Below are 25163 nucleotides of genomic sequence, written 5' to 3' on the forward strand. Positions count from 1 at the left end.
ATATGACATTGCTGGAAATCTGCTGTTACAGCATGGAGTGCGCGCGCACGGCGCAGCAAAACGGCGCGGATCGTATTGAACTGTGCTCGGCGCCCAAAGAAGGAGGCTTAACGCCGTCGCTGGGGGTGTTGCGCTCTGTACGCCAGCATGTCTCTATTCCCGTTAATCCCATTATCCGTCCGCGTGGGGGCGATTTTTGTTACACCGACGGTGAATTTGCCGCGATGCTTGATGATATCGCGATGGTCAGAGATTTAGGTTTTTCAGGGCTGGTGACCGGCATTCTCGATGTGGACGGGAATGTCGATATACCACGTATGGAAAAAATAATGGTTGCTGCGGGCCCGCTAAATGTCACGTTTCATCGGGCCTTCGATATGTGCGCCAACCCATTAAATGCGCTGAATAAATTGTCCGATTTAGGCGTCGCCAGAGTACTAACTTCCGGGCAAAAATCAGATGCAGCGCAAGGTTTAACAAAAATAATGGAACTTATTGAGCAGGTGGATGCTCCAATCATTATGGCCGGAGCGGGGGTTCGCGCCGCGAATTTATCCCTGTTCCTCAACGCTGGAGTGCAGGAAGTCCACAGTTCTGCCGGAGTATGGCTGGCTTCACCCATGCGGTATCGCAATTCGGGGTTGTCGATGTCTTCGGATACGCAGGCGGATGAATATTCCCGCTATGCGGTTGACGGGGCGGCGGTTGCTGAAATGAAGGCAATCATTGCGCACCACCAGGCCAGCTGATTTTTACCGTTGCATCATGTCGCCCAATATGATGCTTGCTCGTACCAGGCCCCTGCCAATTCAACAGGGGCCTTTTTTTCTCCTTCATATTTCAAGCCGCAGCAGCGTTGGCCGCCTTGCTGCAACTTGAACTATTTTGGAGAAACGGTGCTCCGGCAATCCATTACGGTTTACGTGCAATCAATACCGCACGCAGTGGGGCGGGGTAGCCTTCCACCGTCTTGCTGTGGTCGTTCGGGTCAAGGAAGTCGGCCAGCGATTCGGTTATCATCCATTCGGTGCGACGTTGTTCTTCGGTAGTGGTCACACACACGTCGGCGATACGAACATCGACAAATCCGCATTTTTCCAGCCAGTTTTTAAGCGCCAGTACGGATGGAATAAAGTAGACGTTACGCATTTGCGCGTAGCGATCGCCTGGTACCAGAACGGTATTTTCATCACCTTCGACCACCAGCGTTTCCAGCACCAGCTCTCCGTCTTTTACCAGTTGATCTTTCAACTGCCAGAGATGTTCCAGCGGTGAGCGGCGGTGATAAAGCACGCCCATAGAGAATACGGTATCAAAGGCGTTGAGCGCCGGGAGCTGCTCAATACCCAGCGGCAGCAGATGCGCGCGCTGATCGTTACCCAGCAGTTTACGTACCGCTTCAAACTGACACAGGAACAGCTGCGTAGGATCAATGCCAACCGCCAGATGCGCCCCCGCGCCAATCATGCGCCACATGTGATATCCGCTGCCGCAGCCAACATCAAGAATGGTACGTCCGGTGAGGTCAGACAAATGCGGCAGAACGCGATCCCACTTCCAGTCGGAACGCCATTCGGTATCAATATTGACGCCGTACAGCGAATATGGACCTTTGCGCCACGGCATGAGATGACGCATCAGCGTATCAATCCGTTTGATCTGCCCTTCGCTGAGCGGCTCCTCGCTTTCGGCAGTCACGCTATGCAGTAAATCCAGACGATGTGGCGTCAGTTCCGGCAGAAACTCCACGGCATTCGACCACTGCTTAAACAAGCCGTGTTGATCGCGCTGCCAGGTCGCGATTTGCGCTGGCAGCGTTTCCAGCCAATGGGAAAGATGATTTTTGGCAATCAGCTGATAAAAGTTACCAAAGTCGATCATGCGCTAGCCTCAGCTTTCAATGCCACCAGAGAACCAAAGTTGAAGCACTGGAACCATAATTCGCTGTGCTCAAAACCTGCCTGGTGCAGACGTGCTTTGTGCGTTTCAACAGAGTCAGTTAGCATCACATTTTCCAGCATGCTGCGCTTCTGGCTGATTTCCAGTTCGCTGTAGCCATTGGCGCGTTTGAAGTCGTGGTGCATGTTGAACAGCAGCTCGCCAACTTTGGTATCTTCGAAGCTGAACTTCTCTGACAGCACCAACGCGCCGCCGGGGTTTAACCCCTGATAAATCTTATCCAACAACGCCTGGCGCTCAGGTGGCTCAAGGAATTGCAGGGTAAAATTCAGCACCACCATCGAGGCATTTTCGATAGTAATGTTGCGAATATCGCCTTCGACAACCTCAACCGGAGTCGGTGCTTTATAAGCGTCAATATGACGACGGCAGCGTTCAACCATAGCCGGAGAGTTATCGACGGCAATAATTTTGCAATTCTCATGATGGATATTGCGACGTACCGAGAGCGTCGCCGCGCCCAGAGAACAGCCCAGATCGTAGACCTGCGTGTTGGGTTGCACGAAACGTTCGGCCAGCATGCCAATCATCGAAATGATATTGGAATAACCAGGAACGGAACGCTGGATCATATCCGGGAAGACTTCAGCTACCCGTTCATCAAAGGTCCAGTCACCCAGACTGGCGATAGGCGCAGAAAAAAGCGTGTCGCGGTGAGACATAACGTAAAAATCCGGGAAAAATAAAGTGGCGTATTGTGCGCTAATGCAGGGAGAAAACCAACTCCCAGGGCATATACCAAAGATTCGCCAGCACCATTAGCAACAGTGAACACCAGGTGGCGCTCATGCCGGAACGGCGCCAGCGGAAAAGACGGTGGTGGAATCCGTAATAATGCATCAGTCGCCCGGCAATCAACATCAGCCCGCAAAGATGCACCATCCACGTTTCTGCGCCGTTCATTTCCATAAATAACAGCAGCACTAATGCAACGGGAATATATTCCACCGCATTACCGTGAATGCGGATAGCGCTTTGCAGCTCACTAAAGCCGCCATCACCATAGGCAACGCGATATTGCATGCGCAGGCGAACGACGTCAAAGGAGAACTTTATTAACAATAACGCACCCAGGACGGCATAAAGCGCGCTTACCATACAAACTCCCTTTTAAAATGGCTGCTGGCATTGACTATGATAGGTGGCATTTTCAGAAAAGAGAAGATTGCTGTGGAATCGACGGTGCTGATCCGATCTCTGGCAGGGTACTACGTAAATCTGCCCATAGCGTGTCTACCAGCTCAGGAGCCTGTGCGATATCCGGCGTGTGCAAAAACAGGTATGGCGTGCTGGTCTGTTGCCAGAGTGGTAACTTTGCCAGCCAGGCGGTGAAAAATGCCCGGTTCTGAGCCATATCATCGCTACCGATAAAACGGACCATCGGGTGGGTTGCTGTCACCACCGCATGCACCGGGACCTTAGGTTTCTTACGTTGAGCATCGCGTATCGCTTCCGTGTGTGGGATCGCGGCATGGACCGGACGGCTGTCTAAAATGACCCGATTAATTCCGCGTTCATGCAGACCCCGATTGAGCCGGATCTCTGATTCACCTTTCGCAAAGAAATCCGGATGACGAACCTCGACACCGTAGGTAAACGTTTTAGGGAGAGCATCGAGGAATTGCCACAGGGCAGGGAGGTCACGCGGGCCGAACGTGGCAGGTAGCTGCAACCAGTATTGTCCGATACGGGCATCCAGTGGCGACATGCGCGCGAAAAATTCCTGTACCAGGTCATCACAATTACGCAGCGCAGCCTGATGTGAAATGGTGGCCGGAAACTTAAAACAAAATCGAAACGCATCGGTGGTCTGTGCCTGCCAGCGCGCAACAATCTCGGCTTTTGGCAGGGCGTACAGCGTGGTGTTGCCTTCCACACAGTTAAAGTGGCGGGCATATTCTTCCAGACTGGTGATCCCCAGACGCACCCACTTTGGGTGCGACCACTGGGGTAAGCCGATATAGATCATAACGCTTGCAGGATCTCGTCCACGCGACGGACACGGGCAATACGTGGGAAAATATGCGTCATGCTGCCCTTATGCTGGTCGGTGCTGGCGGCACTGCAGGCGTCTTCAGCAACGATCAGGCTAAAACCCAACTCCCAGGCGTTACGCGCGGTGGATTCGACGCCGATATTGGTGGAGATCCCGCAAAGGACGATGGTGTCGATACCACGACGGCGCAATTGCAGTTCCAGGTCAGTACCGTAGAATGCTCCCCACTGGCGCTTGGTGACCTCCAGGTCTGTCGCACTCTTTCCCAGCGCTTGCGGGTATTCCCACCAGTTGTCGGGTAATGCTTTGGCTGGCGCTTGGGCATCAACCGGTTGTTTTAGCGCGTCGGCATAATCCGCAGACCAGCCGACGCGAACCATCACCACTGGTGAACCGTTAGTACGGAATTTTTCCGCCAGTTGTGCCGCGCGGGCGACGACGTCGTTTGCCGAATGAGGCCCACCCGCGAAAGGCAGGATCCCTTCCTGTAGATCGATGACGACAAGAGCGGTTGTTTTTGCGTTCAGTTCCAGCATGGTGACTCCAGTAAAAAAAGATTTCCGTTACACCTTAATCGCGAATCTGTGTGAAAGGGGTGACAATTTTTGTTATTTTTTGTGAGATTACGCAATACCCGCTTAGGAAACACGCGTACAGTCAGTACCGGACTGAGAGTCTATCCCAGTAGGCTCTTATCGTGCGGCAGAATTTCCAGTATAATAGCCGCCTTTTTTCATTCAGTTGTGACATTCAGCTAAAGCTGCGACTTCGTCATCTGCCGGGCAGATGACAATCCGCCTGCGGCAAAGTTAAGGGATATCTCATGCGTACAGAATATTGCGGACAGCTACGTCTGTCCCACGAGGGGCAGCAGGTGACTCTGTGTGGTTGGGTCAACCGTCGTCGTGATCTTGGTAGCCTGATCTTTATCGATATGCGCGACCGCGAAGGTATCGTGCAGGTATTTTTCGATCCGGACCGTGCGGACGCGTTAAAGCTGGCCTCCGAACTGCGTAATGAGTTCTGCATTCAGGTAACGGGCACCGTGCGTGCGCGTGACGCGAAAAACGTCAACGCTGATATGGCGACTGGCGAAATTGAAGTGCTGGCCTCCGATCTGGTCATTATCAACCGTTCAGATTCACTGCCGCTCGACTCTAACCACGTAAATACTGAAGAAGCTCGTCTGAAGTACCGCTACCTCGATCTGCGTCGCCCTGAAATGGCGCAGCGCCTGAAAACGCGTGCCAAAATTACCAGCCTGGTGCGTCGTTTCATGGACGACCATGGCTTCCTCGACATCGAAACGCCGATGCTGACGAAAGCGACGCCAGAAGGTGCGCGTGACTACCTGGTACCGTCTCGCGTACATAAAGGTAAATTCTACGCGCTGCCACAGTCTCCTCAGTTGTTCAAACAGCTGCTGATGATGTCTGGCTTCGACCGCTACTACCAGATTGTAAAATGCTTCCGTGACGAAGACTTACGTGCTGACCGCCAGCCTGAATTTACTCAGATCGATGTTGAGACCTCCTTCATGACCGCACCGCAAGTGCGTGAAGTGATGGAAGCGCTGGTGCGTAATCTGTGGCTGGAAGTAAAAGGTGTGGATCTGGGTGATTTCCCGATCATGACCTTTGCCGAAGCTGAGCGTCGTTACGGTTCCGATAAGCCGGATCTGCGTAACCCGATGGAGCTGGTGGACGTTGCTGATTTGCTGAAATCTGTTGAATTCGCCGTGTTCTCTGGTCCGGCTAACGATGCGAAAGGGCGTGTAGCGGCTCTGCGCGTACCTGGCGGCGCTGCACTTAGCCGTAAGCAGATCGACGATTACGGTAACTTCATTAAGATCTACGGCGCGAAAGGTTTGGCATACATTAAAGTCACCGAGCGTGCGAAAGGTCTGGAAGGGGTAACCAGCCCGGTGGCCAAGTTCCTGAATGCTGAAATCATTGAAGCCATTCTGGAACGTACTGGCGCGCAAGACGGTGATATGATCTTCTTCGGCGCCGACAACAAGAAAGTGGTTGCCGACGCGATGGGGGCTCTGCGCCTGAAACTGGGTAAAGACCTGAACCTGACCGACGAATCCAAATGGGCGCCGTTGTGGGTTATCGACTTCCCAATGTTTGAAGACGATGGTGAAGGCGGTCTGACCGCGATGCACCACCCGTTCACCTCGCCGAAAGACATGACGGCATCTGAGCTGAAAGCTGCGCCGGAAGATGCGGTTGCCAATGCGTACGATATGGTTATCAACGGCTACGAAGTAGGCGGCGGTTCTGTACGTATCCATAACGGTGATATGCAGCAGACCGTATTCGGTATTCTGGGTATCAACGAACAAGAGCAGCGCGAGAAATTCGGCTTCCTGTTGGATGCGTTAAAATACGGTACACCGCCGCACGCGGGCCTGGCGTTTGGTCTGGATCGTCTGACCATGCTGCTGACCGGTACTGATAACATCCGTGACGTTATTGCTTTCCCGAAAACGACGGCTGCCGCGTGTCTGATGACCGAAGCGCCGAGCCTGGCCAATGAAGCTGCGCTGGCGGAACTGAGCATTCAGGTTGTTAAGAAGGCCGAGAATAACTGATATGGCATATAAACAGCCTGTCTCGGTGTTAGTCGTGATTTATGCAAAGGACACCGGGAGAGTGCTGATGTTACAGCGACGCGACGATCCTGATTTTTGGCAGTCGGTCACCGGCAGCCTTGAAGAAGGTGAAACCGCGTCGCAAGCCGCCCTGCGCGAAGTAAAGGAAGAGGTCGCCATTGATGTTGCGCGTGAGCAACTGACCTTAATTGACTGCCAGCGCACGGTGGAGTTTGAGATTTTTAGTCATTTACGTCATCGCTATGCGCCAGGAATTGTACGTAATACGGAGTCCTGGTTTTGCCTGGCACTGCCCACTGAACGAGAGATCGTGTTCACCGAACATTTGACCTACCGTTGGGTTAATGCGCATGAGGCGGCACAGTTAACCAAGTCGTGGAGTAACCGGCAGGCGATTGAAGAGTTTGTAATTAACGTCGCCTGAGAAGGCGCGCTTTTTGGAGAGATTATTTATGGCAGGTCATAGTAAATGGGCCAACACCAGACATCGTAAAGCAGCGCAGGATGCTAAGCGCGGTAAGATCTTCACCAAAATCATTCGTGAGCTGGTGACGGCGGCTAAATTGGGTGGTGGCGATCCGGATGCTAACCCGCGTCTGCGCGCAGCGGTTGATAAAGCGCTGGCAAACAACATGACACGTGACACTCTGAACCGTGCAATCGCGCGCGGTGTGGGTGGTGATGAAGATTCCAACATGGAAACCATCATCTATGAAGGTTACGGTCCTGGCGGTACAGCCGTTATGATTGAATGTCTGTCTGACAACCGTAACCGTACCGTTGCGGAAGTGCGCCACGCATTCACTAAAACAGGCGGCAACCTCGGTACCGACGGTTCTGTCGCATACCTGTTCAGCAAGAAAGGCGTGATCTCCTTTGAACAAGGCGACGAAGACGCCATCATGGAAGCGGCACTGGAAGCCGGTGCTGAAGACGTTGTAACCTTCGACGACGGCGCGATTGACGTTTACACCGCGTGGGAAGAGATGGGTAAAGTTCGTGATGCACTGGAAGCGGCAGGTCTGAAAGCGGACGCGGCTGAAGTTTCTATGATCCCATCCACCAAAGCGGATATGGATGCAGAAACAGCGCCGAAACTGATGCGTCTGATCGATATGCTGGAAGATTGCGATGACGTGCAGGAAGTTTACCACAACGGCGAAATCTCCGATGAGGTTGCAGCTACGTTAGAATGATGTGGTTAAGCCATAAAATAACAGGAGATGCGTGATGTCTATCATTCTCGGCATTGATCCGGGGTCGCGCATTACCGGTTATGGCGTAATCCGTCAGGTCGGCAGACAGTTGACCTATCTCGGCAGTGGTTGTATTCGCACCAAAGTTGACGATCTCCCGTCACGCCTGAAATTGATATACGCGGGGGTGACGGAAATCATCACCCAGTTCCAGCCGGATTATTTTGCCATCGAGCAGGTCTTTATGGCGAAAAACGCCGATTCGGCGCTTAAGCTGGGGCAGGCGCGCGGCGTGGCGATTGTTGCTGCGACCAATCAGGATCTTCCGGTGTTTGAGTATGCTGCCCGACAGGTTAAACAAACTGTCGTCGGTATCGGCAGCGCGGAAAAAAGCCAGGTACAACACATGGTGCGTACGCTGCTCAAACTCCCGGCTAACCCTCAGGCGGATGCTGCGGATGCGCTGGCGATTGCCATTACCCACTGCCATGTCAGCCAGAACGCCATGCAAATGAGTGAGTCGAGGTTGAATCTAGCGCGCGGTAGGTTACGTTAGTGACAAATGAGGCTGGATATCTATCCAGCCTTTTTTTATGATAGCGCATTACCTTTTAGCCCTTAACGCAGGAGCGTCATGTGATAGGCAGACTCAGAGGCATCATTCTTGAAAAACAACCCCCACTGGTCCTTCTGGAAACGGGCGGGGTAGGCTATGAAGTGCATATGCCGATGACCTGTTTCTACGAGCTGCCGGAAGCCGGGCAGGAAGCGATCATCTTCACGCATTTTGTGGTGCGCGAAGACGCACAGCTGCTGTATGGCTTTAACAATAAGCAAGAGCGCACGCTGTTTAAAGAGCTAATTAAAACCAACGGTGTGGGGCCGAAGCTGGCGCTGGCGATCCTCTCCGGTATGTCTGCGCAGCAGTTTGTCAATGCCGTTGAGCGCGAAGAGCTTGGCGCACTGGTGAAATTACCGGGCATCGGTAAGAAAACGGCAGAGCGATTGATCGTCGAAATGAAAGACCGTTTTAAAGGACTGCATGGCGATCTCTTTACCCCGGCGGCAGATCTGGTCCTGACCTCGCCGGCAAGTCCGGCAACGGACGATGCCGAGCAGGAAGCGGTTGCTGCGCTGGTGGCGTTGGGCTATAAACCACAGGAAGCCAGCCGCATGGTGAGCAAAATTGCCCGCCCTGATGCCAGCAGTGAAACCCTGATTCGTGAAGCGCTTCGCGCGGCGCTGTGAGGTAGAGGATGATTGAAGCAGACCGTCTGATTTCGGCTGTCAGCACGACCCCTGAAGATCTGGTGGATCGTGCGATCCGCCCTAAATTGCTGGAAGAGTACATTGGTCAGCCGCAGGTGCGTTCGCAAATGGAGATTTTTATCCAGGCGGCGAAGCTGCGCGGTGACGCGCTCGACCATCTGCTGATTTTCGGTCCTCCGGGTCTCGGTAAAACCACGCTTGCCAATATTGTTGCCAATGAAATGGGCGTTAATCTGCGTACTACGTCCGGTCCGGTACTGGAAAAAGCAGGCGACCTGGCGGCAATGCTCACCAACCTTGAACCACACGATGTGTTGTTTATCGATGAAATCCATCGTCTGTCACCGGTGGTGGAAGAAGTGTTGTATCCGGCAATGGAAGACTATCAGCTGGATATCATGATTGGCGAAGGCCCGGCTGCGCGTTCAATTAAAATCGATCTGCCGCCGTTTACGCTAATCGGCGCAACAACCCGCGCGGGGTCGTTAACGTCTCCACTGCGTGATCGCTTTGGGATTGTGCAGCGCCTGGAGTTCTATCAGGTGGCTGACCTGCAGCATATTGTTGGACGCAGTGCCCGCTTTATGGGGCTGGAGATGAGTGATGAAGGCGCGCTGGAAGTGGCGCGGCGGGCACGTGGTACGCCGCGTATTGCCAACCGTTTATTGCGTCGGGTACGCGATTTTGCTGAAGTGAAGCATGACGGCACCATCTCGGCGGATATCGCCGCCCAGGCACTGGATATGCTCAATGTGGATGCGGAAGGCTTCGATTATATGGACCGTAAGCTGCTGCTGGCGGTTATCGATAAATTCTTCGGTGGTCCGGTAGGACTGGATAACCTGGCGGCGGCAATCGGCGAAGAACGTGAAACCATTGAGGACGTGCTGGAACCGTATCTGATTCAGCAAGGTTTTCTGCAGCGTACGCCGCGCGGAAGAATGGCAACGGTACGGGCCTGGAACCATTTCGGGATCACGCCGCCGGCAATGCCTTAAGCCCCAATAATGCCGGATGGCGCTACGCTAATCAGGCCTACGGTATGATGTAGGCAGGATTAGGTGAAACCGCCATCCGGCGAAATACCACTCAGCTCGCTTGCTTCTTCATCATACTGAAGATAAACAGCAGTGCAGCACAAAGCACCACGGATGGTCCTGCTGGCGTATCATAGAACGCTGAGAAGGTCAGCCCGCCTGTAACCGCTATCATCCCAACGCCCACGGCAACACCGGCCATCTGTTCGGGTGTACGGGCGAAACGACGTGCGGTAGCCGCAGGAATTATCAGCAGTGAGGTGATAATCAGTGCCCCGACGAATTTCATCGCCACACCAATAGTGAGTGCAGTGACCAGCATCAGCAATAGCTTGACACGTTGCAGCTTCACGCCATCGACAAATGCCAGATCCGGGCTGATAGTCATCGACAACAGGTTACGCCACTGCCAGAACAATATCGCCAGAACGATAACCACGCCAATGGCAATGGCCACCAGATCTTCTGGGGTGACGGCGAGCAGATCGCCAAACAGATAGGCCATCAGATCCACACGGATGTTGGACATCAGGCTAACAACAACCAGCCCTAATGACAGCGCACTGTGCGCCATAATACCGAGCAGGGTATCAATCGCGAGATGCGGGCGTTTCTCCAGCCATACCAGGCCTGCGGCCAGCAACAAGGTGACGGCGATAACCGCATAGAAAGGGTTTACATCCAGCAGCAGGCCAAAGGCGACCCCCAGCAGCGACGCATGAGCCAGCGTATCGCCGAAATAAGACATTCGACGCCAGACTACAAACGAGCCAAGCGGGCCAGCAGCACAGGCCAGCATGATCCCGGCTAACCAACCGGGTAATAATAATTCAATCATGAGTGACCATTTCCCCGGCGTAAAACAATGCGACCCTGTAAATCGTGGCGATGATTATGGTTGTGACGGTAAATTCCGAGTTGTTCAGCGCCGCGTTGCCCGAACATAGAAATGAATTCAGGGTGCATAGAAACCACCTCTGGCGTGCCGGAGCAGCAAATGTGGTGGTTCAGACACAGGACTTCGTCGGTTTTTGCCATGACCAGATGCAGGTCATGGGATACCATCAGCACGGCGCAATCCAGCTCACGTCGCAACTGATCGATAAGATCGTACAGTGCAACCTGACCATTCACATCCACGCCCTGAGTCGGTTCATCGAGCACCAGGAGCTGCGGTTTATTTAGCAACGCACGGGCCAGCAAGACACGCTGTGTTTCCCCGCCGGACAGTTTTTGCATCGGCGCATCCATCAGATGCCCGGCCTGAACACGCTTCAGCGCAGGGAGAATGTCGGTTTTCTTTGTGCCAGGACGTAAGCGCAAAAAGCGACTCACCGTCAGCGGAAGTGTTGTATCGAGGTAGAGTTTTTGCGGTACATAGCCAATCCGCAAATGCCCGTTGCGCTTGATAACCCCTTCATCAGCCGCTACCAGCCCCAATACAACGCGCACCAGCGTAGACTTTCCGGCCCCATTCGGGCCAAGAAGCGTTAAAATTTTGCCGGGTCGAAGTTCAAGCGATACGTCAGAAAGGACGCGGCGTTGACCATAAGAGACCGAGACATTTTCCAGTGAAACCAAAGTCGTCATATCAATTTTAGTCTTGCAGAAGTTATAGAATGTTATAATATCACATTTCTCACATTCGTTACGATGATTGGTCGCATTATGTTACATAAAAATACGCTTCTTTTCGCAGCATTATCCGCTGCTCTTTGGGGTAGTGCAACTCAGGCAGCAAATGCTGCTGTAGTGGCGTCACTTAAGCCGTTGGGCTTTATTGCTTCAGCGATTGCAGATGGGGTTACAGACACCCAGGTTCTGTTGCCTGACGGGGCTTCCGAACACGATTATTCGCTGCGTCCTTCAGACGTAAAACGCTTACAGAACGCGGACTTAGTTGTTTGGATAGGTCCGGAAATGGAGGCGTTTATGGAAAAGTCAGTCAAGAATATTCCTAACGCAAAACAGGTAACGATTGCGCAGCTCAATGACGTGAAACCGTTACTCATGAAAGGCGCTGACGATGATGATGACGATCATGGGCATAACGACGCTCACGGCGAAAAAAGTGACGAGCATCACCATCATGGTGATTACAACATGCATCTTTGGCTTTCCCCAGAGATAGCGCGGGCCTCAGCGGTTGCAATCCATGATAAATTAGTGGAACTTATGCCGCAAAGTCGAGCCAAACTTGACGCCAACCTGAAGGATTTTGAGGCACAATTAGCCGCAACCGATAAGCAGGTAGGTAACGAGCTCGCACCGCTCAAGGGTAAAGGGTATTTCGTTTTTCATGACGCCTATGGCTACTACGAAAAACACTACGGGCTAACACCGCTTGGTCACTTTACCGTGAACCCTGAGATTCAACCTGGTGCGCAGCGTTTACATGAAATAAGAACACAGTTGGTTGAGCAAAAAGCAACCTGCGTTTTTGCTGAGCCACAGTTCAGGCCAGCGGTCGTTGAAGCCGTAGCGAGAGGGACATCCGTTCGAATGGGAACGTTGGATCCCCTCGGAACGAATATCAAACTGGGTAAAACAAGCTATTCAGCGTTTCTGAACCAATTAGCCAACCAGTATGCGAGCTGCCTGAAAGGAGATTAATGAGGAAGTGAATACGTGCAACAGATAGCCCGCTCTGTCGCTCTGGCGTTTAATAATTTGCCGCGACCCCATCGTGTTATGTTGGGGTCGCTTACTGTTCTGACATTGGCCGTCGCAGTCTGGCGGCCTTATGTATACCATCCCGACTCTGCACCCATCGTTAAAACCATTGAGCTGGAAAAAAGCGAGATACGTTCACTGTTGCCAGAGGCCAGCGAACCTATCGATCAAGCCGCTCAGGAAGATGAAGCTATCCCTCAGGACGAACTTGATGACAAGACCTCTGGCGAGGCCGGGGTTCACGAGTATGTTGTCTCTACCGGCGATACGCTGAGCAGTATTCTGAACCAGTACGGCATTGATATGGGCGATATCAGCCAGCTTGCCGCATCTGATAAAGATCTACGTAATCTGAAAATTGGCCAGCAACTTTCCTGGACACTGTCTTCGGAAGGTGATTTGCAGCGCCTGACCTGGGAAGTCTCCCGCCGTGAAACTCGTACTTATGATCGTACAGCAACGGGTTTCAAAATGAGCAGCGAAATGCAGCAGGGCGACTGGGTCAACAGCCGAATCAACGGTACGGTGGGCGGTAGTTTCGTCGCCAGTGCAAGAGATGCCGGCCTCACCAGCTCTGAAATCAGCGCAGTGATTAAAGCAATGCAATGGCAGATGGACTTTCGCAAGCTGAAGAAAGGCGATGAGTTCTCCGTTTTGATGTCTCGCGAGATGCTGGACGGTAAACGCGAACAAAGCCAACTGCTGGGCGTTCGTTTGCGCTCTGAAGGCAAGGATTATTACGCGATCCGTGCTGAAGACGGTAAATTCTATGACCGTAACGGGACCGGGCTTGCTAAAGGGTTTATGCGTTTCCCTACGGCGAAGCAGTTCCGTATTTCGTCAAACTTCAATCCGCGTCGCCTGAATCCGGTAACCGGGCGCGTTGCACCGCACAAAGGTGTCGACTTTGCGATGCCGCAAGGTACGCCAGTGCTGTCAGTCGGTGATGGTGAGGTGGTTGTCGCGAAACGGAGTGGCGCGGCCGGATACTATGTTGCTGTTCGTCACGGTCGTACTTACACCACCCGTTACATGCACCTGCGTAAGCTGCTGGTTAAACCGGGGCAAAAAGTGAAACGTGGCGATCGCATTGCGCTGTCAGGTAACACCGGGCGTTCTACGGGCCCGCACCTGCACTACGAAGTATGGGTCAACCAGCAGGCTGTGAACCCGTTGACGGCAAAACTGCCGCGTACGGAAGGGCTGAGCGGTTCGGATCGTACCGAGTACCTGGCTCAGGTGAAAGAGGTTCTGCCTCAGTTACGCTTCGATTAATAAATACACTGACAGAGCCGGTACGCTAAGCGTGCCGGCTTTTTTTATTTTGTACGGGACACGGTGCGCCGCTACACTATCAGCAGATTTACTTTTTCGCGGCCCCCGATACTGGAAGAGCATGGAAACGAAAAAAAAGAGTATTGAGTATATCCCTGAGTTTCAAAAATCATTCCGTCACCCGCGCTACTGGGGCGCCTGGCTTGGCGTGGCAGCGATTGCAGGGATTGCATTAACGCCCGCGTCATTTCGCGATCCCGTTCTGGCGAAACTGGGGCGGCTTGCCGGACGGCTGGGGAAAAGTTCGCGTCGTAGAGCGCTTATTAATTTATCCCTCTGTTTTCCAGAGCGCAGCGAAACCGAGCGTGAGGCCATCGTTGATGAGATGTTTGCGACTGCGCCTCAGGCGATGGTTATGATGGCAGAATTAGCCATGCGCGGTCCGGAGAAAATCCAGCACCGCGTTGACTGGCAGGGCCTGGAAATTATCGATGAGATGCGACGTAATGAGGAAAAGGTGATTTTTCTCGTCCCTCACGGCTGGGGTGTTGATATTCCGGCAATGCTGATGGCAGCTCAAGGCCAGAAAATGGCAGCGATGTTCCATAACCAGGGCAATCCGGTATTTGACTATGTCTGGAATACGGTACGTCGACGTTTCGGCGGTCGTTTACATGCACGTAACGACGGTATTAAACCTTTTATTCAGTCGGTACGGCAGGGATACTGGGGATATTACTTACCGGATCAGGACCACGGCCCGGAGCACAGCGAGTTTGTCGATTTCTTCGCGACCTATAAGGCAACGTTACCGGCGATTGGCCGCCTGATGAAGGTTTGTCATGCACGCGTAATACCGCTATTCCCGGTGTATGATGGTAAAACGCATCGCCTGACGATTCAGGTACGCCCCCCCATGGATGACATTCTGACGGCCGATGACCATACAATTGCCAGACGGATGAATGAAGAAGTGGAGATTTTTGTCACCCCACATCTTGAACAATACACCTGGATTCTGAAACTGCTAAAGACCCGCAAACCCGGCGAGATTGAGCCCTATAAGCGCAAAGATCTCTATCCGAAGAAATAAAAAAAGCCTCTCGTTCGAGAGGCTTTTTTGTATCAGGCGACCTGTGCGCCTGATAAGCGAGTAATATCAGGCAGTCAGCAGAGTCGTTATTCTACAGTCAGAATACGTGTGGTGTTGGTGGAGCCGATGGTGCTCATGACATCACCCTGGGTCACAATCACCAGATCGCCTGACACCAGGTAGCCTTTGTCGCGCAGCAGATTGACCGCTTCGTTGGCAGCCATTACACCGTCAGTTTCGCTGTCAAAGTGGACCGGCGTAACGCCACGATACAGAGAGGTCAGATTCAGCGTACGCTCATGACGAGACATCGCGAAAATTGGCAGGCCAGAACTGATGCGTGATGTCATCAGCGCAGTACGACCGGACTCGGTCATGGCGATGATAGCGGTAACGCCTTTCAGATGGTTCGCGGCATACATCGCTGACATGGCGATAGCTTCTTCGACATTATCAAACTGTACGTCGAGACGGTGTTTAGAAACGTTGATGCTCGGGATTTTCTCTGCACCCAGACATACGCGAGCCATAGCTGCGACGGTTTCCGCCGGGTACTGGCCTGCCGCAGTTTCGGCAGACAGCATGACGGCATCAGTCCCATCCAGCACGGCGTTTGCCACGTCCATGACTTCCGCACGCGTCGGCATTGGGTTAGTGATCATTGATTCCATCATCTGCGTTGCGGTAATAACCGCACGGTTCAGCTGACGTGCGCGACGGATCAACGCTTTCTGAATACCAACCAGCTCCGGGTCACCGATTTCCACGCCCAGGTCACCACGCGCAACCATTACCACGTCAGAGGCAAGGATGATGTCATCCATCGCATTCTGGTCGCAGACGGCTTCAGCACGCTCTACCTTGGCAACAATTTTCGCATCGCAGCCAGCGTCGCGCGCCAGGCGGCGGGCATAATTCAGATCTTCGCCACAGCGAGGGAAAGAAACCGCCAGATAGTCAACGCTGATTTGCGCTGCAGTAATGATGTCTGCTTTGTCTTTTTCCGTCAGAGCTTCAGCAGAAAGGCCACCGCCAAGTTTGTTGATGCCTTTGTTGTTGGAGAGCGGGCCACCGACAGTGACTTCGGTGAAGACTTTCATACCCTGAACTTCCAGCACTTTGAGCTGTACGCGACCATCATCCAGCAGCAGGATATCGCCCGGCACAACGTCAGCAGGCAGGCCTTTGTAATCGATGCCGACTTTTTCTTTGTCGCCTTCACCTTTACCGAGGTTGGCGTCTAACAGGAATTTGTCGCCAACATTGAGAAATACTTTACCTTCTTTAAAGGTCGATACGCGGATTTTAGGTCCCTGCAGGTCACCCAAAATAGCTACATGACGTCCCAGTTTGGCGGCAATCTCACGGACTTTATCCGCCCGCAATTTGTGATCTTCTGGAGAGCCGTGCGAAAAGTTCATACGTACAACGTTCGCCCCAGCGGCGATAATTTTTTCAAGGTTGTTATCGCGGTCAGTTGCCGGGCCTAAGGTGGTAACGATTTTGGTTCTGCGAAGCCTTCTGGACATGTAATACTCCGTTGACTGAAACAACTTGGTGTTGCGTGAACATTAATCCGGCCGTTCTCGAACATAAACGGTAAAATGAACGACCCGGATGATAAAAGGGTAGAACATTGTTATTGCTTTTAGCGGTCATCACTCTTGATGAGTAATTCTTTATCAAAACGCGATTCCTTGAGCGCTTCCTTGACACGCTTCAAGTTATCTCTAAATTTTGCCCCACGGCGCAAAGTAAATCCCGTAGCCAGCACATCTATCACGGTAAGTTGAGCAAGTCGAGAGACCATAGGCATATAAATGTCAGTATCTTCCGGTACATCGAGGGTAATTGCCAGCGTTGCTTCACGTGCCAGCGGAGTACCAGGAGATGTCAGGGCAATCACCATGGCATCGTTTTCTCTTGCCAGTTGTGCCAGTTCCACCAGACTTTTGGTTCTTCCGGTGTGTGAAATGAGCACAATGACATCGTCATCACTACAATTCATACAGCTCATGCGTTGCAGTACGATGTCGTCGGAATAGATAACCGGAACGTTAAAGCGGAAAAATTTATTCATCGCGTCATGTGCTACCGCGGCGGAAGAACCTAAACCAAAGAAGGCAATTTTCTTCGCCTGGGTTAATAAATCTACTGCCCGGTTTACCGCCGCGTTATCCAGCGACTGGCGAACGTGGTCGAGGCTTGCCATCGCTGACTCGAAGATTTTCCCCGTGTAAGATTCAACGCTGTCATCCTCATCTACATTGCGATTAACATAAGGGGTACCATTTGCCAGACTTTGCGCCAGATGCAGTTTAAAATCAGGAAAGCCGCGGGTGTCCATGCTGCGACAGAAACGGTTCACCGTTGGCTCGCTGACATTCGCTTCTACAGCAAGTGCGGCGATACTTGAATGGATTGCCCGCTCGGGAGAGGCAAGAATAATGTCGGCGACTTTACGCTCTGACTTGCTCAAATGTTCCAGTTTTAACTGGATTTTTTCCAGCATATTCATGATGTAGGTAGACTCATGGGTCATGGGCAAAAACGATTTCAGCGATACGGGGAAACCGATACACAATTTAGTGTATAGATATTACCCCTGCTAATGCAGCAACGGGGCAAAATGGACAGAATAGTTGTTGTTTTTTTTCATTACATGATCGGAGTCGGATTTTCATACTTCGTCATGGGTACGAAAAATACGACTTTTTTATCCATTTTGATGGGTTATACGCCAATAAAGCGGCTGTTCGCGGTAACAGCACGGCTGGATAAGCGTTTACGGTTTCCGGATTCACGTAAAAGCAGTACAGTGCACTGTAATAAAATTACAACCAGTGTCTGGCAAAAGCACCAGGCACTTAATTGAGGAGAATGACATGGCGGTAACGCAAACAGCCCAGGCATGTGACCTGGTCATTTTCGGTGCGAAGGGTGACCTGGCGCGACGGAAATTGCTGCCTTCCCTGTATCAACTGGAAAAGGCCGGTCAGATTAACCCGGAAACCCGTATCATTGGGGTTGGGCGTGCTGATTGGGACAAAGCTGCCTATACCAAGGTTGTACGCGAAGCGCTCGAAACTTTCATGAAAGAAAAAATTGATGAAAGTTTATGGGAAACTCTCAGTGGCCGTCTGGAGTTTTGTAACCTGGACGTCAATGACACCGCCGCATTTAGCCGTCTGGGCGAGATGCTGGATCAAAAATCACGTACCACGATTAACTATTTCGCTATGCCGCCAAGCACCTTTGGCGCGATCTGCAAAGGCTTGGGTGAAGCAAAGCTGAATGCTAAACCCGCTCGCGTGGTGATGGAAAAACCGCTGGGCACGTCTCTGGCGACATCCCGTGAAATCAACGATCAGGTTGGCGAGTACTTCGAAGAGTGTCAGGTTTATCGTATTGACCACTATCTCGGGAAAGAGACGGTCCTGAACCTGTTGGCACTGCGTTTTGCCAACTCCCTGTTTGTGAACAACTGGGATAACCGCACTATCGATCACGTAGAAATTACCGTGGCTGAAGAGGTCGGTATTGAAGGCCGCTGGGGCTATTTTGACCAGGCCGGTCAAATGCGCGATATGATCCAGAACCACTTGCTGCAAATCCTCTGCATGATCGCAATGTCCCCTCCGGCTGATCTGAGCGCCGACAGCATTCGCGATGAGAAAGTGAAGGTCCTGAAATCGCTGCGTCGCATCGATCGCTCGAACGTGCGTGAAAAAACGGTTCGCGGCCAGTACACCACTGGTTTTGCCCAGGGTAAAAAGGTACCGGGTTACCTGGAAGAAGAGGGCGCGAATAAGAGCAGCAATACGGAAACGTTTGTGGCGATCCGCGTCGATATCGATAACTGGCGTTGGACGGGTGTACCGTTCTACCTGCGTACCGGTAAACGTTTACCAACCAAGTGCTCTGAAGTGGTGGTTTACTTCAAAACACCTGAGCTGAATCTGTTTAAAGAATCCTGGCAGGATCTGCCGCAGAACAAGTTGACTATTCGTTTGCAGCCTGATGAAGGGGTTGATATCCAGGTACTGAACAAAGTGCCGGGTCTGGACCACAAACATAATCTGCAGATCACTAAGCTGGATCTGAGCTACTCAGAAACCTTCAACCAAACGCACCTGGCCGACGCCTATGAGCGCCTGCTGTTGGAAACCATGCGCGGTATTCAGGCTCTGTTTGTGCGTCGCGATGAAGTCGAAGAGGCCTGGAAGTGGGTGGATTCAATTACTGAAGCCTGGGCGATGGATAACGAGTCGCCGAAGCCTTATCAGGCAGGAACCTGGGGACCGGTTGCGTCTGTGGCCATGATTACCCGTGACGGTCGTTCCTGGAACGAATTCGAGTAAAAGATCATCTAGCCATTAGGTGTTATTTTACCGGTAACATGATCTAACACAGATTGTAGAATAATTTTTGCACTTTTAAACCTCGCGTGGATTCACCCGCGAGGTTTTTTTTATTACACTGCCTGAAACGATTTTGCCCCTGAGCTACGGCTAACAAGCGATTCAGCTATATTTAGTAATGCTGAATACATTGTTTACCCAACCGCTCTGACAGATAAATTTTAGGAGCCTCTATGAATCCGAATTTGTTACGCGTAACACAACGTATCGTCGAACGTTCCCGGGACACGCGTTCCGCCTACCTCGCTCGAATCGAACAGGCTAAAACGACTACCGTCCATCGCTCACAGCTGGCATGCGGCAATCTGGCGCATGGTTTTGCCGCCTGTCAGCCGGAGGATAAAGCCTCGCTCAAAAGCATGTTGCGTAACAATATCGCGATCATTACCTCCTATAACGACATGCTTTCCGCACACCAGCCGTATGAACACTATCCGGCCATCATTCGCAAAGCACTACATGAAGCCAATGCGGTGGGCCAGGTTGCTGGTGGCGTACCTGCGATGTGCGACGGTGTGACCCAGGGCCAGGACGGTATGGAGCTTTCTCTGCTAAGTCGTGAAGTCATTGCGATGTCAGCGGCTGTGGGGCTCTCACACAATATGTTCGACGGTGCGTTGTTCCTCGGTGTATGTGACAAGATTGTCCCGGGCCTGGTCATGGCGGCGCTTTCCTTCGGTCATCTGCCTTCAATCTTCATCCCTTCAGGCCCGATGACGAGTGGTCTGGCGAACAAAGAGAAAGTGCGTATTCGTCAACTGTATGCCGAAGGCAAAGTGGATCGTATGGCACTGCTCGAATCCGAGGCTGCGTCTTATCATTCGCCGGGTACCTGTACGTTCTACGGCACCGCTAACACCAACCAGATGGTAGTGGAGTTCATGGGCATGCAGTTGCCAGGCTCCTCTTTTGTTCACCCGGATGCACCACTGCGTGAAGCATTGACCGCAGCGGCGGCTCGTCAGGTAACACGTCTGACCGGTAACGGTAATGAGTGGATGCCGATCGGGAAAATGATCGATGAAAAAGTGGTTGTGAACGGTATTGTGGCACTGCTGGCGACCGGCGGTTCAACCAACCATACGATGCACCTGGTAGCCATGGCGCGTGCAGCCGGTATTCTGATTAACTGGGACGACTTCTCCGATCTATCCGATATCGTGCCGCTGATGGCGCGTCTGTACCCGAATGGCCCGGCAGACATTAACCATTTCCAGGCTGCTGGCGGTGTGCCTGTATTAATGCGTGAACTGCTGAATGCGGGTCTGTTACATGAAGATGTGAACACTGTCGCTGGATTCGGTTTATCGCGCTACACCCTGGAGCCGTGGCTCAACAATGGTGAACTGGACTGGCGCGAAGGTGCGGAAAAATCACTGGACAGCAATGTGATTGCCGCCTTTGATCAGCCATTCTCCCATCACGGCGGCACTAAAGTACTGAGTGGTAACCTGGGGCGTGCGGTGATGAAAACCTCAGCTGTTCCAGTTGAAAATCAGGCGATTGAAGCGCCTGCCGTGGTCTTCGAAAGTCAACATGATGTGTTACCGGCGTTTGATGCGGGTCTGCTTGACCGGGATTGTGTGGTCGTTGTGCGCCATCAGGGACCAAAAGCGAACGGAATGCCAGAATTACATAAACTCATGCCGCCACTTGGTGTATTATTGGACCGTTGTTTCAAAATTGCGTTAGTTACCGATGGACGACTTTCAGGTGCTTCAGGTAAAGTGCCTTCAGCAATCCATGTAACTCCAGAAGCTTACGATGGCGGGCTGCTGGCGAAAGTGCGCGATGGCGACATCATTCGTGTGAATGGACAGACAGGTGAATTAACGCTGCTGGTTGATGAAGAGGAACTTGCTTCCCGTCAGCCTCACATCCCTGACCTTAGCGCTTCGCGCGTGGGTACCGGGCGTGAAATGTTCAGCGCGTTGCGTGAAAAGCTGTCCGGTGCGGAGCAGGGCGCAACCTGTATCACTTTTTAAGACTTAATTTGTAATCAGGCGAGAGAAAACTCTGATGAAAAACTGGAAGACAAGTGCAGAAGCAATCCTGACCACTGGCCCGGTTGTACCGGTTATTGTGGTTAACAAACTGGAACACGCTGTGCCGATGGCAAAAGCGTTAGTTGCAGGGGGCGTGCGCGTTCTGGAAGTGACGTTACGTACCGCGTGTGCGATGGATGCCATTCGCGCGATCGCCAAAGAAGTTCCGGATGCTATCGTTGGTGCGGGTACCGTACTGAATCCACAACAGCTGGCTGAAGTCACCGAAGCGGGTGCACAGTTCGCCATCAGCCCGGGTCTGACCGAGCCGCTGCTGAAAGCCGCAACTGAAGGCACTATTCCGTTGATCCCGGGTATCAGCACCGTTTCTGAACTGATGCTGGGTATGGACTACGGTTTGAAAGAGTTCAAATTCTTCCCGGCTGAAGCGAACGGCGGTACGAAAGCGCTGCAGGCGATTGCGGGTCCGTTCTCACAGGTCCGTTTCTGCCCAACCGGTGGTATCTCTCCAGCGAATTACCGCGACTACCTGGCACTGAAAAGCGTGCTGTGCATCGGCGGTTCCTGGCTGGTTCCGGCGGATGCGCTGGAAGCGGGTGATTACGATCGTATCACCAAACTGGCTCGCGAAGCGGTTGAAGGCGCGAAGCAGTAAGCTATCAACGTGTAAACCGAAGGCCCGATAAGAGGCGTTAGCGCCGATATCGGGCTTTGCCGGATGGGGTTTTACTGCCTCATCCGGTCTACGGCTCCGGTTTTAACCTGTCACTTTTACCTGTGAAGCCGCGTTTTTTGCGCGATCAACAGCTTCTTCAACACTTTCTGCAGTTGCCAGTACGACACCTAAACGACGCGTACCGTCGATTTCGGGTTTACCAAACAGACGTATCTGCAAACCCGCGCCAACGGCAGCATCCACATTATCAAAGGTAACGTTTTGGCTGCTTAGCTTCGGCAGGATCACCGCTGATGCTGACGGCCCATACTGGCGGATTGCGCCAACGGGAAGACCAAGGAATGCACGCACGTGCAGGGCAAACTCGGACAGATCCTGAGAAATCAGCGTCACCATACCTGTGTCGTGAGGGCGAGGGGAGACTTCGCTGAAAATCACTTCATCACCGCAGATAAACAGTTCGACCCCAAACAGTCCGTGGCCTCCCAGCGCCAGCACCACCTTACGGGCAATCTCCTGCGCGCGCGCCAGTGCCAGTTCACTCATCTGCTGCGGCTGCCAGGATTCACGATAGTCGCCGTCTTCCTGGCGATGTCCAACCGGTGCGCAAAAATGTACGCCGTCAATGGCGCTGACGGTAAGCAGTGTGATTTCAAAATCGAAATTCACCACGCCTTCGACGATAACACGCCCGGCGCCAGCTCGCCCGCCCTGTTGGGCATAGTTCCAGGCTTCGGTTAGCTGTTCGGCGGAGCGGATAAAGCTCTGGCCTTTACCGGAAGAACTCATTACCGGTTTTACGATGCAGGGATAGCCGATTTCAGCGACGGCCTCGCGAAAGCGGACTTCACTGTCAGCAAAGCGGTAAGAAGAGGTCGGTAGAGACAATTCTTCGGCGGCGAGGCGACGGATTCCTTCCCGGTTCATGGTCAGTTGCGTTGCTCTTGCACATGGCACAACACGCTGGCCTTCCTGCTCCAGTTTTACCAGCATATCCGTGGCGATCGCCTCAATTTCCGGCACGATATAATGTGGTTTTTCACGCTCGACGAGCTGGCGTAATGCTTCGCCATCCAGCATGTTGATAACGTATGAGCGATGGGCAACGTGCATGGCTGGCGCGTCGGGGTAACGATCCACGGCAATGACTTCCACACCCAGGCGTTGACATTCAATTGCCACTTCTTTACCCAGTTCTCCCGAACCTAATAACATCACTCGCGTTGCTGCTGGACGCAGCGCTGTGCCTAATAACGTCATAAATTAATCCCCTGTTTTATCTGGGCGCAGTATATACGAAAACGTTTGCGTCTGTCTTTATTACCAGGTTGATTTCAGGGCTTAAAAAGAATATACTGTACATAAATACAGGTAATTTAAGAGGCTGCAAAATGGCGGTTGAAGTTAAATACGTAGTCATTCGGGAAGGTGAGGAAAAAATGTCGTTTACCAGCAAAAAGGAAGCCGATGCGTATGACAAAATGCTGGATACAGCGGATTTGCTCGATACATGGCTGGAGCAATCGCCGGTAGCGCTTGAAGACGAGCAGCGCGAAGCGCTTTCCCTGTGGCTGGCTGAGCAAAAAGATGTGCTAAGCGCCATCCTCAAAAACGGCAAGCTGCCTTCTCCACAGGTGGTCGACAACGACGCGCACGCTGAGGATGATACCCAGGCGGTCTGAAGCGACTTGCGCTCCTGATATTTTGTACCATGCTTTTCCCTGAATCATTGTGCAATCCCTGACGTTATTTCCCGTTGCTACAGGCAATCTGAATGACGAAGGGGAGATTAAGGAGAAAAGAATGTATAAAAAAAGAACGTTATTGAGCCTGCTGCTGCTGTCTGCCAGCGTATCTGTATTTGCGGCAAATATGGAAAGCAAAAACGTCCAGTTCCCCAAGTGTGAGGGACTGGACGCTAACGGTATTGCGGCGAGCGTGAAACGTGATTATCAACAAAATCGCATCGCGCGCTGGGCTGACGATCAAAAGCGCGTCGGGCAAGCCGATCCTGTCGCCTGGGTAAACACGCCCGATATTACGGGCAAAGACGGGAAATGGTCAGTACCCCTGACTGTTCGCGGTAAAAGTGCGGATATTCACTATCAGGTAAAAGTCGACTGCAAAGCCGGAACAGCGGAGTATCAGCCGCAGTAACGGAGGTATTTGCACATCTTTTGATGACCTGAACACTTCCTGACATCCCCTCGGGTACGCTTTGATGATTATTCGTCTGTACTTGAGGGGCAAAATGGCTAACTGGCTAAATCAACTACAATCTCTTCTTGGGCAAAAGGGTTCCTCCGCGTCATCTTCTGGCGAGCAAGGGCTGAGTAAACTTCTCGTTCCAGGCGCGTTAGGCGGTCTGGCAGGATTACTGGTTGCCAACAAATCTTCTCGTAAATTACTGAGTAAATACGGCACCAGCGCGCTTCTGGTGGGCGGCGGTGCGGTTGCCGGGACTGTGTTATGGAACAAGTACAAGGATAAAGTTCGCGCAGCGCATCAGGATGAGCCGCAGTTTGGCGCGCAGAGCTCGCCGCTGGATGAGCGAACCGAACGCCTGATTCTGGCGCTGGTTTTTGCGGCGAAAAGCGATGGCCATATTGATGCCAAAGAACGTAGCGCTATTGAGCAGCAGCTCCGTGAAGCGGGCGTGGAAGAGCAGGGCCGCATTCTGATTGAACGTGCGATTGAACAACCACTCGATCCTCAGCGTCTGGCTCAGGGGATCCGTAACGAAGAAGAAGCGCTAGAAATTTACTTCCTGAGCTGTGCGGCGATTGATATCGACCACTTTATGGAACGCAGTTATCTCAATGCGCTGGGTGATGCGTTGAAGATCCCGCAGGATGTTCGTGAAGGGATTGAGCAGGATCTTAAGGAACAAAAACAGGCCCTGCCGGGTTAAATAGTTACCGCCAAGGCGCATGTTTCGCTTGCAT

26 protein-coding genes are annotated in these 25163 nt (G+C 52.5%); 16 read left to right on the plus strand and 10 right to left on the minus strand.

Annotated features, from left to right (window positions below; all coding sequences use genetic code 11):
- Positions 1-2: 2 nt before the first annotated feature.
- Entirely contained in the window at positions 3-749 is a 747-nt protein-coding gene (gene cutC / locus G8S19_RS09010) for a copper homeostasis protein CutC (RefSeq protein ID WP_101742218.1), read from the plus strand.
- Between the two features lie 163 nt (positions 750-912).
- Here the strand turns inward: cutC and cmoB are convergent, their stop codons facing one another.
- The 5 genes from cmoB to G8S19_RS09035 are packed head-to-tail and all read right to left on the minus strand — an operon-like array spanning position 913 to position 4491.
- Positions 913-1881, minus strand: coding sequence for a tRNA 5-methoxyuridine(34)/uridine 5-oxyacetic acid(34) synthase CmoB (gene cmoB / locus G8S19_RS09015; protein ID WP_253686458.1), 969 nt, complete (start codon positions 1879-1881; stop codon positions 913-915).
- A complete protein-coding gene (cmoA, locus tag G8S19_RS09020) occupies positions 1878-2621 on the minus strand; it encodes a carboxy-S-adenosyl-L-methionine synthase CmoA (RefSeq protein WP_137376476.1) in 744 nt (247 codons plus the stop codon). The genes cmoB and cmoA overlap by 4 nt, the downstream gene beginning before the upstream one ends.
- 40 nt (positions 2622-2661) lie before the next feature.
- Entirely contained in the window at positions 2662-3057 is a 396-nt protein-coding gene (locus G8S19_RS09025) for an MAPEG family protein (protein WP_003034689.1), read from the minus strand.
- A 52-nt stretch (positions 3058-3109) separates the two neighbouring features.
- Positions 3110-3928, minus strand: coding sequence for a DUF72 domain-containing protein (locus G8S19_RS09030; protein ID WP_253686460.1), 819 nt, complete (start codon positions 3926-3928; stop codon positions 3110-3112).
- The gene (locus G8S19_RS09035) at positions 3925-4491 is read right to left on the minus strand and encodes a hydrolase (protein ID WP_253686462.1); all 567 of its coding nucleotides are present in this window, start codon (positions 4489-4491) and stop codon (positions 3925-3927) included. The genes G8S19_RS09030 and G8S19_RS09035 overlap by 4 nt, the downstream gene beginning before the upstream one ends.
- A 287-nt stretch (positions 4492-4778) precedes the next feature.
- Between G8S19_RS09035 and aspS the strand changes: the two genes are divergently transcribed.
- From aspS to ruvB, 6 genes are all read left to right on the plus strand, one after another.
- A complete protein-coding gene (gene aspS, locus G8S19_RS09040) occupies positions 4779-6551 on the plus strand; it encodes an aspartate--tRNA ligase (protein ID WP_253686464.1) in 1773 nt (590 codons plus the stop codon).
- A 1-nt stretch (position 6552) separates the two neighbouring features.
- Positions 6553-6996 (plus strand): dihydroneopterin triphosphate diphosphatase, encoded by a 444-nt coding sequence (gene nudB / locus G8S19_RS09045; protein ID WP_040232398.1) that lies wholly within the window; start codon positions 6553-6555, stop codon positions 6994-6996.
- A 28-nt stretch (positions 6997-7024) separates the two neighbouring features.
- The gene (locus G8S19_RS09050; protein WP_003833836.1) at positions 7025-7768 is read left to right on the plus strand and encodes a YebC/PmpR family DNA-binding transcriptional regulator; all 744 of its coding nucleotides are present in this window, start codon (positions 7025-7027) and stop codon (positions 7766-7768) included.
- A 34-nt stretch (positions 7769-7802) separates the two neighbouring features.
- A complete protein-coding gene (gene ruvC, locus G8S19_RS09055) occupies positions 7803-8324 on the plus strand; it encodes a crossover junction endodeoxyribonuclease RuvC (protein ID WP_003034867.1) in 522 nt (173 codons plus the stop codon).
- 80 nt (positions 8325-8404) lie between these two features.
- Positions 8405-9016 carry a Holliday junction branch migration protein RuvA gene (gene ruvA / locus G8S19_RS09060; protein WP_016153412.1) on the plus strand — a complete coding sequence of 204 codons (612 nt, stop codon included), beginning with the start codon at positions 8405-8407 and terminating at the stop codon, positions 9014-9016.
- An 8-nt stretch (positions 9017-9024) separates the two neighbouring features.
- Entirely contained in the window at positions 9025-10035 is a 1011-nt protein-coding gene (gene ruvB, locus G8S19_RS09065) for a Holliday junction branch migration DNA helicase RuvB (protein WP_048211369.1), read from the plus strand.
- A 91-nt stretch (positions 10036-10126) separates the two neighbouring features.
- Here ruvB and znuB read toward each other — a convergent pair whose 3' ends face one another.
- The gene (znuB, locus tag G8S19_RS09070; RefSeq protein ID WP_048211370.1) at positions 10127-10912 is read right to left on the minus strand and encodes a zinc ABC transporter permease subunit ZnuB; all 786 of its coding nucleotides are present in this window, start codon (positions 10910-10912) and stop codon (positions 10127-10129) included.
- On the minus strand, positions 10909-11664 hold the full coding sequence (gene znuC, locus G8S19_RS09075) for a zinc ABC transporter ATP-binding protein ZnuC (protein ID WP_048211371.1): 756 nt from the start codon (positions 11662-11664) through the stop codon (positions 10909-10911). The genes znuB and znuC overlap by 4 nt, the downstream gene beginning before the upstream one ends.
- A 78-nt stretch (positions 11665-11742) precedes the next feature.
- On the opposite strand from znuC, the gene znuA reads away from it, so the two are divergent.
- From znuA to lpxM, 3 genes are all read left to right on the plus strand, one after another.
- Positions 11743-12687 (plus strand): zinc ABC transporter substrate-binding protein ZnuA, encoded by a 945-nt coding sequence (znuA, locus tag G8S19_RS09080; protein ID WP_005120703.1) that lies wholly within the window; start codon positions 11743-11745, stop codon positions 12685-12687.
- Positions 12688-12702: 15 nt separating this feature from the next.
- Positions 12703-14022 (plus strand): murein DD-endopeptidase MepM, encoded by a 1320-nt coding sequence (gene mepM, locus G8S19_RS09085; protein WP_071887356.1) that lies wholly within the window; start codon positions 12703-12705, stop codon positions 14020-14022.
- Positions 14023-14143: 121 nt separating this feature from the next.
- Positions 14144-15115, plus strand: coding sequence for a lauroyl-Kdo(2)-lipid IV(A) myristoyltransferase (lpxM, locus tag G8S19_RS09090; RefSeq protein WP_121584749.1), 972 nt, complete (start codon positions 14144-14146; stop codon positions 15113-15115).
- Between the two features lie 86 nt (positions 15116-15201).
- Here the strand turns inward: lpxM and pyk are convergent, their stop codons facing one another.
- Both pyk and G8S19_RS09100 read right to left on the minus strand, forming a co-directional pair.
- The gene (gene pyk / locus G8S19_RS09095) at positions 15202-16644 is read right to left on the minus strand and encodes a pyruvate kinase (RefSeq protein WP_048211374.1); all 1443 of its coding nucleotides are present in this window, start codon (positions 16642-16644) and stop codon (positions 15202-15204) included.
- Between the two features lie 119 nt (positions 16645-16763).
- Complete coding sequence (locus G8S19_RS09100; RefSeq protein WP_003034893.1) at positions 16764-17633, minus strand: MurR/RpiR family transcriptional regulator; 870 nt, start codon at positions 17631-17633, stop codon at positions 16764-16766.
- A 367-nt stretch (positions 17634-18000) separates the two neighbouring features.
- Between G8S19_RS09100 and zwf the strand changes: the two genes are divergently transcribed.
- The 3 genes from zwf (at position 18001) to kdgA (ending at position 22197) form a co-directional block, all read left to right on the plus strand.
- On the plus strand, positions 18001-19476 hold the full coding sequence (gene zwf / locus G8S19_RS09105) for a glucose-6-phosphate dehydrogenase (RefSeq protein WP_061068076.1): 1476 nt from the start codon (positions 18001-18003) through the stop codon (positions 19474-19476).
- A 233-nt stretch (positions 19477-19709) separates the two neighbouring features.
- Positions 19710-21521: a phosphogluconate dehydratase gene (gene edd / locus G8S19_RS09110; protein ID WP_253686466.1), complete on the plus strand. Its 1812-nt coding sequence runs from the start codon at positions 19710-19712 to the stop codon at positions 21519-21521.
- A gap of 34 nt (positions 21522-21555) precedes the next feature.
- Entirely contained in the window at positions 21556-22197 is a 642-nt protein-coding gene (gene kdgA / locus G8S19_RS09115; RefSeq protein WP_003034901.1) for a bifunctional 4-hydroxy-2-oxoglutarate aldolase/2-dehydro-3-deoxy-phosphogluconate aldolase, read from the plus strand.
- Positions 22198-22299: 102 nt separating this feature from the next.
- On the opposite strand, the gene purT is transcribed toward kdgA, so the two are convergent.
- Entirely contained in the window at positions 22300-23478 is a 1179-nt protein-coding gene (purT, locus tag G8S19_RS09120; protein ID WP_219351624.1) for a formate-dependent phosphoribosylglycinamide formyltransferase, read from the minus strand.
- A 131-nt stretch (positions 23479-23609) separates the two neighbouring features.
- On the opposite strand from purT, the gene yebG reads away from it, so the two are divergent.
- The 3 genes from yebG to G8S19_RS09135 all read left to right on the plus strand — a co-directional run bounded on the left by yebG (position 23610) and on the right by G8S19_RS09135 (position 25129).
- The gene (gene yebG / locus G8S19_RS09125; protein ID WP_253686468.1) at positions 23610-23900 is read left to right on the plus strand and encodes a DNA damage-inducible protein YebG; all 291 of its coding nucleotides are present in this window, start codon (positions 23610-23612) and stop codon (positions 23898-23900) included.
- 121 nt (positions 23901-24021) lie between these two features.
- The gene (gene yebF / locus G8S19_RS09130; RefSeq protein ID WP_003034909.1) at positions 24022-24375 is read left to right on the plus strand and encodes a protein YebF; all 354 of its coding nucleotides are present in this window, start codon (positions 24022-24024) and stop codon (positions 24373-24375) included.
- Positions 24376-24469: 94 nt separating this feature from the next.
- The gene (locus G8S19_RS09135) at positions 24470-25129 is read left to right on the plus strand and encodes a tellurite resistance TerB family protein (RefSeq protein WP_199963286.1); all 660 of its coding nucleotides are present in this window, start codon (positions 24470-24472) and stop codon (positions 25127-25129) included.
- The last annotated feature ends 34 nt before the right edge of the window (positions 25130-25163 follow it).

Source organism: Citrobacter sp. SX206 (assembly GCF_024181025.1).
GTDB lineage: Bacteria > Pseudomonadota > Gammaproteobacteria > Enterobacterales > Enterobacteriaceae > Citrobacter > Citrobacter youngae.